The organism is Propioniciclava tarda, assembly GCF_900182665.1.
GTDB classification, from domain to species: Bacteria; Actinomycetota; Actinomycetes; order Propionibacteriales; family Propionibacteriaceae; genus Propioniciclava; species Propioniciclava tarda.
Genome location: NZ_FXTL01000017.1, coordinates 22,051 through 37,739, shown reverse-complemented (window position 1 = coordinate 37,739; position 15,689 = coordinate 22,051). Strand labels below are relative to the sequence as shown.

The following is a 15,689-nucleotide window of genomic DNA, read 5'->3' as shown; positions in this document are numbered from 1 at the left end:
CCCCGTCGATCGCGATCAGTCCGCGCTCCCACCGGAGCTGCCGTGGCTGCGGCGGCGTCCACCGTTGTGATGGTCGCGTTCGCCGCCATCGGCGGGCGCCTGCGTGCTCACGGGCGCCTCGTGGATGTGGTAGCCGCGACCCTTGCAGGTCTCGCACGGGACGCTGAACGCCTCGGCCAGCCCGGTGCCGATCTTCTTGCGCGTCATCTGCACCAGACCGAGCGAGGTGACCTCGGCGACTTGGTGGCGCGTCCGGTCGCGGCCCAGGCACTCGACGAGGCGGCGTAGCAGCAGCTCGCGGTTGGCGGGCAGCACCATATCGATGAAGTCGATCACGATGATGCCGCCGATATCGCGGAGTCGAAGCTGCCGCACGATCTCCTCGGCGGCCTCCAGGTTGTTCGACGTCACCGTGGCCTCCAGGTTGCCCTGGGTGCCCGTGAACTTGCCGGTGTTGACGTCGACGACGGTCATGGCCTCCGTGCGGTCGATGATCAGCGAGCCGCCGCTGGGCAGGTGCACCTTGCGCTCGAGGGCCTTCGCCACCTGCTCGTCGACGCGGTGGTGCTCGAACAGGTCACCCTGGGTCCAGCGGTTCCACTTGACCAGGCGCTCCTGCAGGTGCGGGGCGACGTGGGTGACGTAGGCCTGGACCGTCTCGTAGGCGTCCTCGGCCTGGCCGTTGCCGTCGATGACCAGCTCGGCGAAGTCCTCGGTGAACAGGTCACGGACGATGCGGACGGTCAGGTCGGGCTCGCTGTAGAGCAGCTGCGGGCTGTTGCCCTGGGCCACCTTCTTCTCGATGACCTCCCACTGCGCCTTGAGCCGGTTGACGTCGCGCACCAGCTCGTCCTCGGACGCCCCCTCGGCCGCCGTCCGGACGATCACGGACGCGTTCTCTCCGACGAGCTCGTCGAGGATGCCCTTGAGGCGGGCGCGCTCGTTCTCGGGAAGCTTGCGCGAGATGCCCGACAGCTGACCGCCGGGGCTGTAGACCACGTAGCGGCCCGGGATCGAGACGTGGCTGGTCAGGCGCGCGCCCTTGGCTCCGACCGGGTCCTTCGTGACCTGGACGAGGACCGCCTGTCCCGACTTGAGCACCTTCTCGACCTTGCGATCGGCGCCGGTAACGCCGAAGCCGTCCCAGTCGATCTCGCCCGCGTAGATGACGGCGTTGCGGCCGCGTCCGATGTCGACGAACGCCGCCTCCATCGACGGCAGCACGTTCTGGACGCGTCCGAGGTAGATGTTCCCGATCATGGACGCCGAGCTGTCCCGGTCGACGTAGTGCTCGACCAGGATGCCGTCCTCAAGGACCCCGATCTGGGTGTAGTTGTCGCGCTGGCGGATCACCATGCGGCGGTCGACGGCCTCGCGGCGGGCGAGGAACTCGGCCTCGGACAGGATCGGTGCGCGACGGCGTCCGGCTGCGCGGCCCTCGCGGCGGCGCTGCTTCTTCGCCTCCATCCGGGTCGAGCCCTCGATGCCGGTGATCTGGTCGTTCGGCTCGGACGCCCGCGTACGACGCGGCTCGCGGACGCGGACCACCACGTCCACGCCATCCTCGGACGCTTCATCGCCCGCGTCCTCGCCGCGACGGCGACGCCGCCGGCGGCGTCGGCTGGACCCCTCGGCTCCGACGGTCGGGCCGTCGCTCGACTCGGACGCCTCCGCATCGTCGGTGGCCGGGTCGCCTTCCTCGTCGGACGCCTCGTCGTCGTCGGCTGAGTCATCCGCGGAATGCTCGCCCGCGCCACGGCGGCGGCGGCGTCCACCCCGGCGACGACGGCGGCGGGGCGTGGCGTCCGAGCCGTCGGCATCATCGTCGCCCTCGGACTCAGCGTCAGCGGCGGCGTTGTCGTCATCGATGTCGTCGGCGTCGTCCGAGGTATCGGACGCGATGGCCGCGGCGAGGCTGTCCAGCGCCGAGGCGACGTCGTCGGCCGGCGGGGCCTCCTCGACGATCTTCCGGCGGGACGACCGCCGGCGCGGCCGGGACTCCTCCAGGGCCGCCAAGCTGGCGGCGACGGCGTCCGGCTCGGACTCGGTCGCCTCGGCTGTCGCGGCGGCGTCCGAAGCCTCGGGCTCCGCGACGCGGGCGGCAGGGCGGCGGCGGCGACCGCGCTGGGGGGCAGGTGCGTCGGCGGCCTCGCTAGCAGCCTCCGGCGCGGGGTCGGGCAGGGTCGGCTCGGCCAAGGCAACATCGTCGGCTCCGGCGAGCAGGGCAGGCGCCTCCGCGGGTCCAGCGGCGCGGCTCGCCCGGCGGCGGGAGCGAGCCGGCGGGGCGGCCGGTTCGGCTACGGCCTCGACGATGACCGCCTCCGGCACCGCTTGCTCTTCGGCCTGTTCCGCCTCGTCCGTCTCGGCGGCTGCGTCCGCGTCGACCTCGTCGACCGGCTCGGCCTCCTCCTCGACGGCTTCCTCAACCGGCTCAGCCGCGGCCTCCAGCGCAAAGGGCATCGGCACGGCGGGCAGCGCGAGCGGAGCCGCGGCCGCCTCGATCACGGCCGGAGGTCCAGCCGGGCGGCTCGCGGCGCGGCGACGCCTCGGCGGCGTGGCGGGAGCGGCTGACGAGTCCTCAGCCGGGGACTGATCGGGGGTATCGATGTCGAGCATGTGGCTCTCCTTCGGGCAGCCGAGGCCGCCGAATCCGTTGGTCGCCGAGGCGACAAAGCTTTCGGTTACGCCGGTGTCGCTCAACCCCCGCGGTCGGAAACGTCGTCGCGGTTGGGTTCGGCGGCTATGCCCGACTTCACACCCCGGGCTACCTGCGCTTGAGGACTGGCTGTCCTCACCTGGGTGTCAGTATCGCACGATCTCCACCGCACGCCCAGTTGCCGACGCGCGTGCCGCCATCTCGCTGACGATCAGGGCTTCTCGAACGGCGAGACGATCCGGCCGTCTCGGTAGAGGCCCTGGTCCAGCCGCGCGTAGAGGGCGGCGGAGGCCAACACGAAGTCCGGCTCCACCCTCCCCAACGCCTGGACGACGTCGTCGGGGCGCACCAAGGGCACCTCCTGCCGGAGCGTCGCCAAGATCGTGCCGGCTTCGGGCGCCTCCAGGGCGAGGACGGCGGGGCGCGCGTCGAACTGTCGGACGCCGTTCTTGGTCAGCCGTTCGACCGGCAGGGACGCCGCGGCCAGGGCGGCGGCGACGGCCCGCCGCGCGACGTCGTGACTGGGACCGGCGACGGCGATCTGCCACGTCGAGGCCTCGAGCCGGTCGGTGAGGCTCGGTTCGCCGATGCCGCGCTCGACCACCTCGAGCACGTCGATGCCCTCGGGCAAGGCCGCCGACATGGCGTCCCGGACCCAGCCCGGATCGCAGCTGCGCGCCAGACCGAGCTCCAGGTAGTCGGCCTCGGTCGCCGCGCCCGTCGCGGACGCCCCGGCGTACGAGATGCGGGGGTGCGGGTTGAACCCCGAGGAGTACGCCATCGGGATGTCCGCTCGCCGCAACGCCCGTTCCAGGGCGCGGGCGACGTCGCGGTGCGAGGTGAACCTGGCCCGGCCGCGCTTGCAGTAGCGCACCTGAAGCCGTTGGACCGGCGGCGGACTCTGCGGGGGCTGCTCACGCGTCGCCACGGCAGAGCCCCCTCAGGTCGGCGACGGTGAGTCCGGCCAGGGTGCCCAGCACGGTCAGCCGGTCAGCGGGCGGCGGCTGCGGGCCGGACGGGACCCCGAGCACCTGGCAGCCCGCGGCGAGCCCCGAGGCCATGCCGGGCTCCGAGTCCTCGACGACCAGGCAGTCCGTCGCCGCTAGGCCGAGGCGCTGGCAAGCGAGCAGGTAGGACGCCGGATCCGGCTTGTGGCGGTCGGTGTCCTCGAAGGTGACGACCGTGTCGAACAGGCCGGCGGGCAGCAAGGACAGCATCGGGTCGATGAAGGCCCGGCGCGAGGTCGTCACGATCGCTTGCGGCACCGCCTCGGCGGCCAACTCCCGGACCAGGTGCTCGGCGCCGGCGCACCACCGGAAGGGCGGCCGAGCCAGTGTCCTCACGACCCCGTCCGTGATCTCGGCCGCGATCTCGTCCAGCGACGCGGGCGTGCCGGTTAGGTCCTTCAAGATGATCGCGGTGTCGCGCATCGTGCCGCCGATCGTGCGCTCCGAGTAGTCCGCGGGCAGGTCGAACCCGTGCCGAGCCGCGAACCCGCCCTCCATGACCTTCCAGACGCCCTCGGAGTCGACGAGGGTGCCGTCGAAGTCCCAGAGCACGGCCGCCGGACGCCTCACGAGCCCACCACCGTCAACGGCAGCAGGTGCTTGCCGGTCGGGCCGATCTGGGTCTCGGAGCCCAGCGAGGTGCACACCCCGCAGTCGTAGCAGCCATCCCAGCGGCAGTCGTCCTGCCCGCCTTCGACGAGGGCCTCCTGCCACTCATGCCAGAGCCAGTCTCGGTCCAGGCCGACGTCGAGGTGGTCCCAGGGCAGCACCTCGTCGCGCGTCCGTTCACGCGTGGTGTACCAGCCCAGGTCGACCCCGGTGCCGGCTAGGGCGGACGCCGCCGCCTCGGTCCACCGGTCGTAGCTGAAGTGCTCGCTCCACCCGTCGAACGTGCCGCCGCGGGCGTACACCTCCTCGACGACGCGTCCCACCCGACGATCGCCGCGGCTGAGGAGCCCCTCGATCTGGCCGGGCTTGCCGTCGTGGTAACGGACCGTGATCGAGCGCCCGTACCGCTTGTCGTCCCTGACCCGCTGGCGCAGCAGCTGGATGCGCCGGTCGATCGTCTCGACGTCCGCCTGCCCCGCCCACTGGAAGGGCGTGTGCGACTTGGGCACGAAGCCGCCGATGCTCACCGTGCACCGGATGTCGCGCTGGCCGGACGTCTGGCGTCCGGCCTCGATGACCCGTGCGGCCAGGTCGGCGATGCCCAGGACGTCATCATCGGTCTCGGTCGGCAGGCCGCACATGAAGTAGAGCTTCACGTGCCGCCAGCCGCGGCCGAAGGCTGCCGTGACCGTGACAATCAGGTCGTCTTCGTCCACGCCTTTGTTGATGACGCGGCGCAAGCGCGCCGACCCACCCTCGGGAGCAAAGGTGAGGCCCGAGCGTCGTCCGTTGCGCGACAGCTCGTCGGCTAACGAGATGTTGAAGGCGTCCACCCGGGTCGACGGCAGCGAGAGCGACACGTTGGTGCCCTCGTAGCGGTCGCCGAGTTCCTTGGCGATCGTGCCGATCTCGGTGTGATCGGCGGACGACAGGGACAGCAGCCCGACCTCTTCGAGCCCCGTGGCGGCCAGGCCCGCCTCGACCATGCAGCCGATGGTCTCGACGTTGCGCTCGCGCACCGGACGGGTGACCATCCCCGCCTGGCAGAAGCGGCAGCCCCGGGTGCAGCCGCGGAAGATCTCGACCGAGTAGCGCTCGTGCACCGTCTCGGCGATGGGGACGACCGGGGCCTTCGGGTAGGGCCACTCGTCCAGGTGCTGCAGCGTGTTCTTCTCGACGATCCGCGCGACGCCGGGACGGTTCGGCCGGACCGACGCGATCCGGCCGTCCTCGGCGTACGCGACGTCGTAGAACGACGGGACGTAACAGCCGGCGTCCGCCAGCATCGTCAGGACGCCGACACGGCCGTCCGGGCAGCCGGCGGCCTTCCAGCCGCGGACGATCGCGGAGACCCGCAGGGACGCCTCCTCGCCGTCACCCAGGACGACGGCGTCCACGAAGTCGGCGATCGGCTCGGGGTTGAAGGACGCGTGCCCGCCGACGATGACCAGCGGGTCGTCGGGCCCGCGGTCAGCCGAGCGACGCGGGATGGACGCGAGATCGAGCACGGCCAGCAGGTTGGTGTAGCCCAGCTCGGTCGAGAGGCTGACGCCGAGAATGTCGAAGGCTCGTACCGGACGATGGCTCTCGAGTGTGAACTGTCCCACCCCGTGCTCGCGCATGAGGGCGGCCAGGTCCGGCCAGACCGCGTAGCTGCGCTCGGCCATGATCCAGTCGCGCTCGTTGAGCACCTCGTACAGGATCGCGAGTCCCTGGTTGGGCTGGCCGATGGCGTAGGCGTCCGGGTACATGAGCACCCAGCGCACCTCGGCGTCCGACCAGTTCTTGCGGATGGAGTTGACCTCGCCGCCGATGTACTGAATCGGCTTGCTGACCCCCATCAGCAGCGGCTCCAGCCGGTCGTACAACGACCCAGGATCGTCTCGTCGCTCGCTCATAGCGCCCACAGGGTACCTGCCCCGCACCGCGACATCGAGCAGGCAACTACTTCGCGGTCTTCGCCTTGGCCGGCGGGGTCTCGGTCTCCGCTTGGTGTTGGCGCTTCCTCGCCTCGTGCCGCTGGCGCGCCCGCACCTCGTCGTAGTCCTGCCAGTCGCCCTCGGGCAGCAGGATCTCGGGGTAGGCGGGCTGCCACATCGCCTCGAAGACCTCCTGCACCGGATCGGCCAGCTTGACCGTCGAGAGCCCCTCGGCGTGCGCGGCCTGGGCGACCTTGACGGCCACCGTCCCGGACGCCATCCGCAGGTGGTTCACCGACGGCAGCAGCGACTTGCCCCGCGGCACGACGCCCTGGATATCGGCGACCGCCTCGGCCGCCGCGGCGATCATCCGGTCGGAGACCCTGGACGCCTTGCTCACGATGACGCCGAGGCCGAGGCCGGGGAACACCAGCGCGTTGTTCGCCTGGGCGATCTCGTAGCGGACGCCGTTGTAGTCGACCGGCTTGAACGGGGATCCCGTCGCCACCAGGGCGCGGCCCTCGGTCCACTCCAGGATGTCGGCGGGCACGGCCTCCGCGCGCGACGTCGGGTTCGACAGCGGCAGGATGATGGGCCGCTCCACGTGCGCCGCCATCTCGCGGACGATCTCCTCGGTGAAGGCCCCCGACCGCGCGGAGGTGCCGATGAGGATCGTCGGCTGGACGTTGCGCACCACCTCGAGCAGGTCGACGTTGCCGACGTCCTGGACGCCCCAGGTGGTGAGCTCGTTCTCGTTCCGCGCGTACGGGCGCTGGAAGTCGCGCATCTTGTCGCCGAGCCCGGTGTGAATCAGCCCCTTGCTGCCGAGGCACCAGAAGTTCCGGGACGCCTCGTCCTTGCTCAGCCCCTCGCGCACCATCCGATCGCGCAGGAGGTCGGCGATGCCGACGCCCGCGGTGCCGGCGCCGAAGATCACCACCCGCTGCTCGCGCAGCTTGTGACCCACGGTCTTGACGCCGGCCAGGACCGCAGCCATGACCACCGCGGCCGTGCCCTGGATGTCGTCGTTGAACGAGCAGCAGCGGTCCCGGTACTTCTCGAGAACGCGGTGCGCGTTGTCGGCGCCGAAGTCCTCCCAGTGCAGGAGGGCGTTCGGGTACATCCGCGTGACGGTCTCGACGAAGGTCTCCATGAAGTCGTCGTAGGCCTTGCCGCGGATCCGGCTGTGGCGCGCGCCCAGGTAGAACTCGTCGTAGAGCAGGTCCATGTTGTCGGTACCCACGTCGATGACCACCGGGATCACGCGGCGCGGGTCGATGCCCGCCGCGGCCGTGTAGACGGCGAGCTTGCCGAGTGCGATCTGGACGCCACCGATGCCCTGGTCGCCGATGCCCAGGATGCCCTCGGAGTCCGTGACCACGATCAGGTCGCACTCGTCAGACGCGAGGCCGAAGTTCTCGAACGCGATCGGGATCTGGTCCGGGTAGTCGACGGAGGTGAAGACGGCGCGCAGCTTGTTGAAGCCGTGGCTGAACCGCTGGATGACCTCGCCGATGGTCGGGGTGTAGATGATCGGCATCATCTCCTCGATGTGCTCGCTGATGAGGCGGTAGAACAGCACCTCGTTGCGATCGCGCAGGGCCGACAGGTAGGAGTACTTGGCGAGGTTGTCGGACTGGCCGCAGTAGCGCTCGTAGGTGCGGCGTACCTGGGCCTCGATCGTGGTCGTCCCGGGGGGCAGCAGGCCCGTGAGACGCAGCGCGTGCCGCTCGGGCCAGGTGAAGGCGGTGCCCCGGTTCAACATGGGCACGTTCAGGACCTCCTGACCCCGCGCCTCGATGCGCACCTGGGGTCCGGAGGGTCCAGCAATGAACTCGTACAGAGGGTTCGCCATGGTACGAAACGCTACGAGCATTTGGACGCCGCCGCGGGCTTTCCGGCAAAGTTGGCTTAAGTTTCCGATTCTTTAGCCAAGGTAACTCTGATAAGGGGTTCAACCCTGATACTGGCTGGGCGGCTGAGGGAGGTAGCCCCATGACTGCGACGTCCACGCCTGCATCGACGCGTGCGCGGCCTGAAGGTCGACCTGCCCCGGCGCCGAGGCGGTGGCCACCTTGGTCCGTCGGCCCATGAACCACATCAAACCTGCCGCCACGACCAGAACCACGACCTGAATGAGGATGGACGCGTCCGCAGCACCGGCCTCGCGGTCGAACATGTGGCTGAAGTCGGTCCAGGGCATCAGCGCCTCGCTGACCAGGTTGTTCACCACATGGATGGCGACCGCCGCCTCGAGCCCGCCCGTCTTCCAGGTGATCCACGACGCGATCGCACCGAAGCAGAAGTACATGATGTTCAGCCAGATGTCGCCGGCGCCGTGCAAGAGCATGAACGTGACGGACGAGACGATCGTGGCCACGATCCAGCCCAACGTCTGACGCTTGAAGTAGGACGCCACGAGCCGCTGCTCTAGCCCCCGCATGAGGTACTCCTCGCCGGCGGCCTGGAACGGCGTCGTGAGCAGGATCCCGATGATCAGCAGCACCGTGTACGGGCGAACGGAGATGTCCTTCGGCAGGCCCGTGAGGGCGATCTCGATCCCCATCATCACGAGCCAGATCGGCACGGCGACGGCCACGCACCGGGCGAACCATCCCCAGCGGAACCTGCCCAGCACCGACGAGAGCCAGCCCGGACGCTGTCCGAAGAGCAGCCACTGCAGCAGCATCGCGATCGGGATCAGGATGGCCAGACCGATGTTGTTGCCCAGGAAGGCCCAGGGGCCCAGCGTCATCTTGCCGGTCTTGGCGATGGCAGCGAAGTCGACGCGGTCCACCAGCATGCCGATCAGCGCGGGGACGATCATCGCGATGAACGCCAGCACTGTCGCCGCGATGAACGCCAGCAAGGGCTTCCACCAGCGCCAGCGAGGCGTCCGATAGAAGAAGGGGTGCGTGCTGGGCTCGACCGGCAGGCCCGTCACCATGGCCGGATCGAGCTGGTAGGCCGGGTAGACCGCCGGCGGGGGCGGGGTCGGGTTCACCCAGCCAGGCGCCGGCGGAATCGGGTTCACCCAGCCAGGCTCCGGGCCGGCCGGGGGCGGGACAGCGTGGTTCGGCGTCCCGGAGGCTGCGGCATCCGGACGCCACACGCTCGCTCCCCCCAGGGCGCGGCGGGGAGCCTCGGGCTGCTCAGACATCGCTACCGAACCAGAGCGCGATCTCGCGCGCCGCGGACTCCGGCGAGTCGGAGGCGTGCACGACGTTCTCGCGATTCGACAGGCAGAAGTCCCCACGGATCGACCCGGGCGCTGCGGCGATCCCGTCGGTGGCGCCGTTCAGCGAACGGACGGCCTCGATCGCCCGGTCCCCGGACAGGATCATCGCGACCAGCGGGCCGGACGTGACGAAGTCGCGCAGCGGCGGGTACCAAGCCTTGTCGACGTGCTCGGAATAGTGCCGGTCGGCGAAAGCGGCGTCGATTGTCCGGAGCTCGAGGGCCTCCGGGCGCAGCCCCTTGGCCTCGTAGCGGCGGAGGATCTCCCCCACCAGGCCGCGCCGGACGGCGTCCGGCTTGATCAAGACGAGGGTCTGCTGGGTAGCGCTCATGGCGAAAACCCTAGCGGGCCGCATCAATCCTGCGCCCGAGCACGACCGTGGCGATCCAGAGCACGGCGAAGACCCCGCCCATGAAGAACATGGTCGACGTCGCGAAGCCGAGGGCGAGGGCGGCCAGTTGGGTGAGCCAGCCGAGGGCGAACCCCAGCCCGGAGCGCAGGGTGGCGGCGGCCACGAGCGCGAGCAGGATCGCCGCCCCGCCGAGGCCGAGAGCGAGGGGCAGCGCGATGCCTGAGACGGTCACCATCCCGGGCACTGCCAGGCCGAAGACGATGGCCTCCAACACGAGCGTGATCATCAGCACCCGTGTCAGGGGGTTGCCGGGAGCAAGCCTCACGCGTCCTCCTCGACGTCATCGCGGTCGGACTCGCCCCAGGGGTCGGGATCGGGGTCGGCGTCCGGACGCACGAGCAGGGCGCGCGCCTCACCCGCCGCGATCACCGATCCAGCAATCAGGACTCCGGCGCGTCCGCCCGCGTCGTCGGCGAGGGCGATGGCCCGGTCGACGGCGTCCGCCATGGTGGCCGCGGTAAAGACCCGGCCGGGGCCGAAGATCTCCTCGGCGTGCGCGGCGAGGTCGTCCGGGGTCATGCCGCGCGAGGTGGAAGCCACGGTCGTGCAGACGACCGAGTCCATCTTCTCGGCGAAGATCTCGAGGACGCCGTCCACGTCCTTGTCCCGCATCATCGCTGTGATGCCGATCAGCGGATCGAAGTCGAACGCCTCCGTCACGCCGTCGATCGTGGCCCGAGCCCCGTGCGGGTTGTGGCACGTGTCGAGGACGACCGTCGGCGCGCGGTGGATCACTTCGAGGCGGGCCGGCGCCACGACGGCGCCGAGGCCCTCGGCGATCACGTCGGCAGCCAGCGGCTTGCCGCCGAGGAATGCCTCGACCGCCGCGATCGCCAAGGCCGCGTTGTGGGCCATGTGCTCGCCGTGCAACGGGAGGAGGACGTCGTCCACCGGTCCGCCCGCGGCTTCGACCCGGATGACCTGCCCGCCGACGGCCACGCGGCGATCCAGCAGTGCGAAGCCGTCGCCTTCGGTGACGAATCTTGCACCCACGTCTCTGCAGCGACGGGCGATCACCTCGTCGACCTCGGGTCGCTGATGGGCGACGACGGCCACCGAGCCGGGCTTGATGATGCCAGCCTTCTCGCCGGCGATCTCCTCGACCGTGTCGCCCAGCAGGTGCGTGTGGTCGAGGTCGATCGGGCACAGCACGGCGACGGACGCGTCCGCGACGCTGGTGGCGTCCCAGCTGCCGCCCATGCCGACCTCGACGACGGCGACGTCCACCGGGGCCTGCGCGAACGCGGCGTAGGCCAGCCCCGTCATGACCTCGAAGAACGTCATGGGGATGCCGTCGATCGCCTGGGCGTCCACGAGATCGACGAACGGCTGGGTTTCAGCAACGAGCTCGTCGAACGCGTCGGCGTCCATGGGCCGGCCGTCGATCGCGATGCGCTCGGTGAGGTCGACGAGGTGGGGGGAGCTGATGCGTCCGGTGCGCAGGCCCAGGGCTCGCAGCAACGAGTCGATCATCAACGCCGTGCTGCCCTTGCCGTTGGTCCCGGTGATCTGGATGACCGGGTAGGCGTCCTGCGGCGACCCGAGCAGGTCGCACAGCGCCTCGATCCGGGCCAGGCTCGGAGCTGGATGCGACTCGGGCCAGCGGGCCTGCAGCGTCGCGGCGATCTCGGCGTGGGATGGCGTGCTCATGATCGGGACAGCCTACTTGTCAGGGGCTGCCTCTAGACTCGCCGCCGTGAGCGAAACCCCGGATTCACCGATCGTGGCGGCCCCCCAACGCGCCTGGCGCGACTGGGTCGGCCTGGCCGCACGCCTCGTCCTGGGGGTCGTGCTGCTCCTCGCGGGCGGGCTGAAGCTCGGCAACCTGGAGGAGTCGGTGTACGCCGTCCGCTCCTACAGGCTGCTGCCGTACGAGGTTACGGCCCCGCTCGGCTACGGCCTCCCCATCCTCGAAGTGGCCGTCGGGCTGCTGCTGATCGTCGGCCTGTTCACGCGCGTGGCGGCCCTGGTTGGTGCGCTCCTGATGATCGGCTTCATCGTCGCCATCGCCAGCGTGTGGTATCGCGGCATCTCGATCGACTGCGGCTGTTTCGGCGGTGGTGGAGAGGTGGACGCTGCCAAGGCCTTGGCCAGCTACCCCTGGGAAATCCTTCGGGACGTGGGGCTGCTCGCCTGCGCGAGCTGGCTGTTGATCCGACCCCGCTCGGCCCTCGCCCTCGAGGACAGGCTCTTCCCGCCCGTCGACATCCACTAGATTGGGCCGTTCACCGCATCAACAGGAGTTCTTCATGGCCAATCCCAGCACCAGCCGACGCGAGGCCCTCAAGGCCCAGCAGCTCGCCGCGGAGAAGGCGGCTCGCAACCGCAAGATGGTCGGGCTCGGCGCGATCGTCGTCGCCGTGTTGCTGGTCGTGATCCTGGCCGTGGTGCTGATCAGCCAGGGCGGCAAGGGCGGCGGCAGCGTGACCCCGCCCAACGCGGTGGTCAACTCGTACGGCGTCCAGGCCGGGACGAACCCCAACTCGGTCAAGGACGGCATCGGCATCGCCCAGGACAAGGCGAAGCCGGGAGCGCCGGTCGTGCAGCTGTACGCCGACTACCAGTGCCCGGGCTGCAAGGCGTTCGACGAAGCCTTCGGGGTCACCTTGAACGAGCTCGCGCGCTCGGGTGAGATCAAGTACTCGGTGCAGATCGAAACCTTCCTCGACCGCCTCGGCACCAACAAGTCGACCAACCCCGCCATCGGCGCCGCGTGCGCCGACGTCCAGGGCGTCTTCCCCGAATATCACCTGGCCATCTTCAAGGGGCAGCCGACCAAGGAGGGCGCCGGCTACACCACCGAGCAGCTACGCAGCACGTTCCCGGCCGCCGCGGGACTGACGGGCGAGAAGCTGACCCAGTTCCAGTCCTGCTTCGACACCCGCGCCACCGCGACCTTCGTCGACCAGCAAAACAAGTTCAACACCGCGTACACCACCGCCCAGTACACGAAGCTGGGTGGCGAGACGAACCCCGAGGCCAAGGCCTGGGGCTCCACGCCCCTCATGACGGTCAACGGCAAGCGCCTCGACACCACCAAGCTGGACGCCGCCAACCAGGCCTCGCTCCTGGAAGCGATCAAGGCCACGGCCGGCTGATCGCCCCCCACGAACCTGGACGCCGCCGCGCACGATGTGACGTGCGCGGCGGCGTCCTCGTAAAATCGCGGACCATGACCGCGCAACCGCACCAGGCCCCTCCCGCGACGACCTCGTCCGCGTTCGCGGTACCGGACCGCCCCGTCCTCGAGGGACTGGAGGCGACCTGGTCGGCCCGATGGAAGGACGCCGGCACGTACGCCTTTCTGCGTCCGGCGAGCCGCGATCAGGTGTTCAGCATCGACACTCCCCCGCCGACGGTCTCGGGGTCGCTGCACGTCGGTCACGTGTTCAGCTACACCCACACCGACCTCATCGCGCGCTACCAGCGCATGCGCGGCAAGCACGTCTTCTACCCGATGGGCTGGGACGACAACGGGCTGCCGACCGAGCGTCGCGTCCAGAACTTCTACGGCGTCCGCTGCGACCCGTCCGTGCCGTACGACCCCGACTTCGCGCCCCCCACCAACCCGGACCCGAAGCGGCAGGTGCCCATCAGCCGCCGCAACTTCATCGAGCTGTGCCACGAGCTCACCGCCGTCGACGAGCAGGCATTCGAGGACCTGTGGCGGCACCTCGGGCTGTCGGTCGACTGGGACACCCTGTACGAGACGATCTCGACCGAATCCCAGCGCGTGGCGCAGCGTGCCTTCCTGCACAACCACGCCCGCGGCGAGGCGTACCTGTCGGAGGCGCCGACCATGTGGGACGTGACGTTCCAGACGGCGGTGGCGCAGGCCGAGCTGGAGGCGCGCGAGTACCCGGGTGCCTACCACCGCGTGGCTTTCCGTCGGCCGGACGGCTCGCCGGTCTACATCGAGACGACGCGTCCGGAGCTGATCCCGAGCGTGTGCGCCCTGATCGCGCACCCGGACGACGAGCGCTACCAGCCGCTGTTCGGGACGACCGTGACGTCGCCGGTGTTCGGGGTTGAGATCCCGGTGTTGCCGCACGCCGCAGCCGAGAAGGACAAGGGCGCCGGTATCGCGATGTGCTGCACCTTCGGCGACCTGACCGACGTGATCTGGTGGCGCGAGCTGCAGCTGCCCATGCGCACGATCATCGGCCGCGACGGACGCCTCACCTCCGAGACCCCCGAGTGGCTGACTGACGCGTCCTTCTACGCCGAGCTGGCCGGCAAGACGACGTTCTCGGCCCGCGAGGCGATCGTCGCCCGGCTGCGCGAGACGGGCGACCTGGACGGCGAGCCCAAGCCCACCTCGCGCATGGCCAACTTCTACGAGAAGGGCGACAAGCCCCTCGAGATCGTGTCGACGCGCCAGTGGTACATCACCAACGGCGGCCGCGACGACGACCTGCGCGACGCGCTGATGGCGCGCGGCGAGGAGCTGGCGTGGGTGCCCGAGCACATGCGGCACCGCTACCTGAACTGGGTCAACGGCCTCAACGGCGACTGGCTCATCTCGCGGCAGCGCTTCTTCGGCGTTCCCTTCCCCGTCTGGTACCGCCTGGACGCCGACGGCGAGCCCGACTACGCGCGTCCGATCGTGGCCGACGAGGCGTCCCTGCCGGTCGACCCCGCCTCGCAGACCGCGCCAGGCTTCGACGAGGCGTCCAGGGGCAAGCCGGGCGGCTTCATCGGGGACCCGGACGTCATGGACACCTGGGCCACCTCGTCGCTGTCACCCCAGATCGCCTGCGGCTGGGGCCGCGACGAGGAGCTGTGGGGCCTCACCTTCCCCATGGACCTCGCCCCGCAGGCCCACGACATCATCCGGACCTGGCTGTTCAGCCGCGTCGTGCGCTCGCACCTGGAGCACGACTGCCTGCCGTGGCGGCGCGCGTCGATCTCGGGCTTCGTGGTCGACCCCGATCGCAAGAAGATGAGCAAGTCCAAGGGCAACGTGGTGGTGCCGACCGACATCCTGGAGCGGTTCGGGTCGGACGCCGTCCGCTGGCGCGCCGCGATGGCGCGTCCGGGCATGGACTCCCCCTTCGACGAGACCCAGATGAAGGTCGGACGCCGTCTCGCCATGAAGGTCCTCAACGCGTCCAAGTTCGTGCTCGGCCAGGCGGACGCCCGCGTCGCGGCCGACGCGATCACGGCCCCGGTCGATCTCGCGATGCTCGCCGAGCTGCGCTCCGTCGTGGCGACGGCCACGGACGCCTTCGAGTCGTTCGACTACACCCCGGCGCTAGAGGCCGCGGAGCGGTTCTTCTGGACGTTCTGCGACGACTACCTGGAGCTGGTCAAGGAGCGCGCCTACGGGGCCCAGGGGGCCGAGGCGGCGGCGTCCGCGCAGGCGGCGTTGCAGTTGGCGCTCGACGTCCAGCTGCGGCTGTTCGCGCCCTTCCTGCCGTTCGTCACCGAGGAGGTGTGGTCGTGGTGGCGCGAGGGCTCGGTGCACCTGGCGTCCTGGCCTTCGGTCGACGAGTTGCCGGGTTCAGGCGATGCGGCCCTGCTGGGCGACGTGTCTGCGGCCCTGATCGGCATCCGCGGCGTGAAGTCGAACGCGAAGGTCTCGATGAAGACGGAGCTGACGTCGGCGTCCGTGTCGGGTCCGGAAGCGTCGGTGGCGCGGCTGCGTCTCGCCGAGGCGGACCTGCGGGCCGTGGGCCGGATCACCGCGCCCATCGCGTGGGTGCCCGGCGGGGACTCCGTCGCCGTGGCCGCGGACCTGGCCGCGCCCGAGGCGTCCGCCTAGGCCTGTCGGGGGCTCGAGCGCCTATCAAGCGGAACTGACGGGGCTCCAGGCGCCCGTCAGACGGAGCGCACCGGACCTAGGCGC

At 70.2% G+C, this 15,689-nt stretch carries 11 protein-coding genes and 1 pseudogene; 3 read left to right on the top strand and 9 right to left on the bottom strand.

All coding sequences use genetic code 11. The features are described from left to right. Positions 1-15: 15 nt before the first annotated feature. From FN821_RS11830 to FN821_RS11790, 9 genes and pseudogenes are all read right to left on the bottom strand, one after another. Positions 16-2,616 carry an Rne/Rng family ribonuclease gene (locus tag FN821_RS11830; RefSeq protein WP_131172813.1) on the bottom strand — a complete coding sequence of 867 codons (2,601 nt, stop codon included), beginning with the start codon at positions 2,614-2,616 and terminating at the stop codon, positions 16-18. A 251-nt stretch (positions 2,617-2,867) separates the two neighbouring features. Then, positions 2,868-3,584 carry a TIGR03936 family radical SAM-associated protein gene (locus FN821_RS11825; RefSeq protein WP_131172812.1) on the bottom strand — a complete coding sequence of 239 codons (717 nt, stop codon included), beginning with the start codon at positions 3,582-3,584 and terminating at the stop codon, positions 2,868-2,870. Further along, the gene (locus FN821_RS11820; protein ID WP_165489358.1) at positions 3,571-4,233 is read right to left on the bottom strand and encodes an HAD family hydrolase; all 663 of its coding nucleotides are present in this window, start codon (positions 4,231-4,233) and stop codon (positions 3,571-3,573) included. Before FN821_RS11820 ends, FN821_RS11825 begins: the two co-directional genes overlap by 14 nt. After that, complete coding sequence (locus FN821_RS11815) at positions 4,230-6,170, bottom strand: TIGR03960 family B12-binding radical SAM protein (protein WP_131172810.1); 1,941 nt, start codon at positions 6,168-6,170, stop codon at positions 4,230-4,232. The genes FN821_RS11820 and FN821_RS11815 overlap by 4 nt, the downstream gene beginning before the upstream one ends. Before the next feature lie 172 nt (positions 6,171-6,342). Next, a pseudogene (locus FN821_RS11810) lies at positions 6,343-8,046 on the bottom strand (NAD-dependent malic enzyme); the annotation flags it as partial. A 99-nt stretch (positions 8,047-8,145) separates the two neighbouring features. After that, a complete protein-coding gene (locus FN821_RS11805) occupies positions 8,146-9,351 on the bottom strand; it encodes a type II CAAX endopeptidase family protein (RefSeq protein ID WP_131172808.1) in 1,206 nt (401 codons plus the stop codon). Next, positions 9,344-9,760, bottom strand: coding sequence for a nucleoside-diphosphate kinase (gene ndk, locus FN821_RS11800; RefSeq protein WP_131172807.1), 417 nt, complete (start codon positions 9,758-9,760; stop codon positions 9,344-9,346). The genes FN821_RS11805 and ndk overlap by 8 nt, the downstream gene beginning before the upstream one ends. A 10-nt stretch (positions 9,761-9,770) precedes the next feature. After that, on the bottom strand, positions 9,771-10,106 hold the full coding sequence (locus FN821_RS11795; protein WP_241660239.1) for a DUF4233 domain-containing protein: 336 nt from the start codon (positions 10,104-10,106) through the stop codon (positions 9,771-9,773). After that, positions 10,103-11,491 (bottom strand): bifunctional folylpolyglutamate synthase/dihydrofolate synthase, encoded by a 1,389-nt coding sequence (locus FN821_RS11790; protein WP_131172806.1) that lies wholly within the window; start codon positions 11,489-11,491, stop codon positions 10,103-10,105. The genes FN821_RS11795 and FN821_RS11790 overlap by 4 nt, the downstream gene beginning before the upstream one ends. 46 nt (positions 11,492-11,537) lie before the next feature. On the opposite strand from FN821_RS11790, the gene FN821_RS11785 reads away from it, so the two are divergent. The 3 genes from FN821_RS11785 (at position 11,538) to valS (ending at position 15,605) form a co-directional block, all read left to right on the top strand. Continuing rightward, a complete protein-coding gene (locus tag FN821_RS11785; RefSeq protein ID WP_241660238.1) occupies positions 11,538-12,056 on the top strand; it encodes a MauE/DoxX family redox-associated membrane protein in 519 nt (172 codons plus the stop codon). A gap of 34 nt (positions 12,057-12,090) precedes the next feature. Beyond that, a complete protein-coding gene (locus FN821_RS11780; RefSeq protein ID WP_131172804.1) occupies positions 12,091-12,939 on the top strand; it encodes a DsbA family protein in 849 nt (282 codons plus the stop codon). Between the two features lie 74 nt (positions 12,940-13,013). After that, positions 13,014-15,605 carry a valine--tRNA ligase gene (valS, locus tag FN821_RS11775; protein ID WP_131172803.1) on the top strand — a complete coding sequence of 864 codons (2,592 nt, stop codon included), beginning with the start codon at positions 13,014-13,016 and terminating at the stop codon, positions 15,603-15,605. The last annotated feature ends 84 nt before the right edge of the window (positions 15,606-15,689 follow it).

What these genes read in the sequence shown, in the direction of transcription:
- FN821_RS11805 (WP_131172808.1), bottom strand. Translation starts at nt 9,351, where the DNA reads ATGTCTGAGCAGCCCGAGGCTCCCCGCCGCGCCCTGGGGGGAGCGAGC.
- ndk (WP_131172807.1), bottom strand. Translation starts at nt 9,760, where the DNA reads ATGAGCGCTACCCAGCAGACCCTCGTCTTGATCAAGCCGGACGCCGTC.
- FN821_RS11790 (WP_131172806.1), bottom strand. Translation starts at nt 11,491, where the DNA reads ATGAGCACGCCATCCCACGCCGAGATCGCCGCGACGCTGCAGGCCCGC.
- FN821_RS11780 (WP_131172804.1), top strand. Translation starts at nt 12,091, where the DNA reads ATGGCCAATCCCAGCACCAGCCGACGCGAGGCCCTCAAGGCCCAGCAG.
- valS (WP_131172803.1), top strand. Translation starts at nt 13,014, where the DNA reads ATGACCGCGCAACCGCACCAGGCCCCTCCCGCGACGACCTCGTCCGCG.
- FN821_RS11815 (WP_131172810.1), bottom strand. Translation starts at nt 6,170, where the DNA reads ATGAGCGAGCGACGAGACGATCCTGGGTCGTTGTACGACCGGCTGGAG.
- FN821_RS11830 (WP_131172813.1), bottom strand. Translation starts at nt 2,616, where the DNA reads ATGCTCGACATCGATACCCCCGATCAGTCCCCGGCTGAGGACTCGTCA.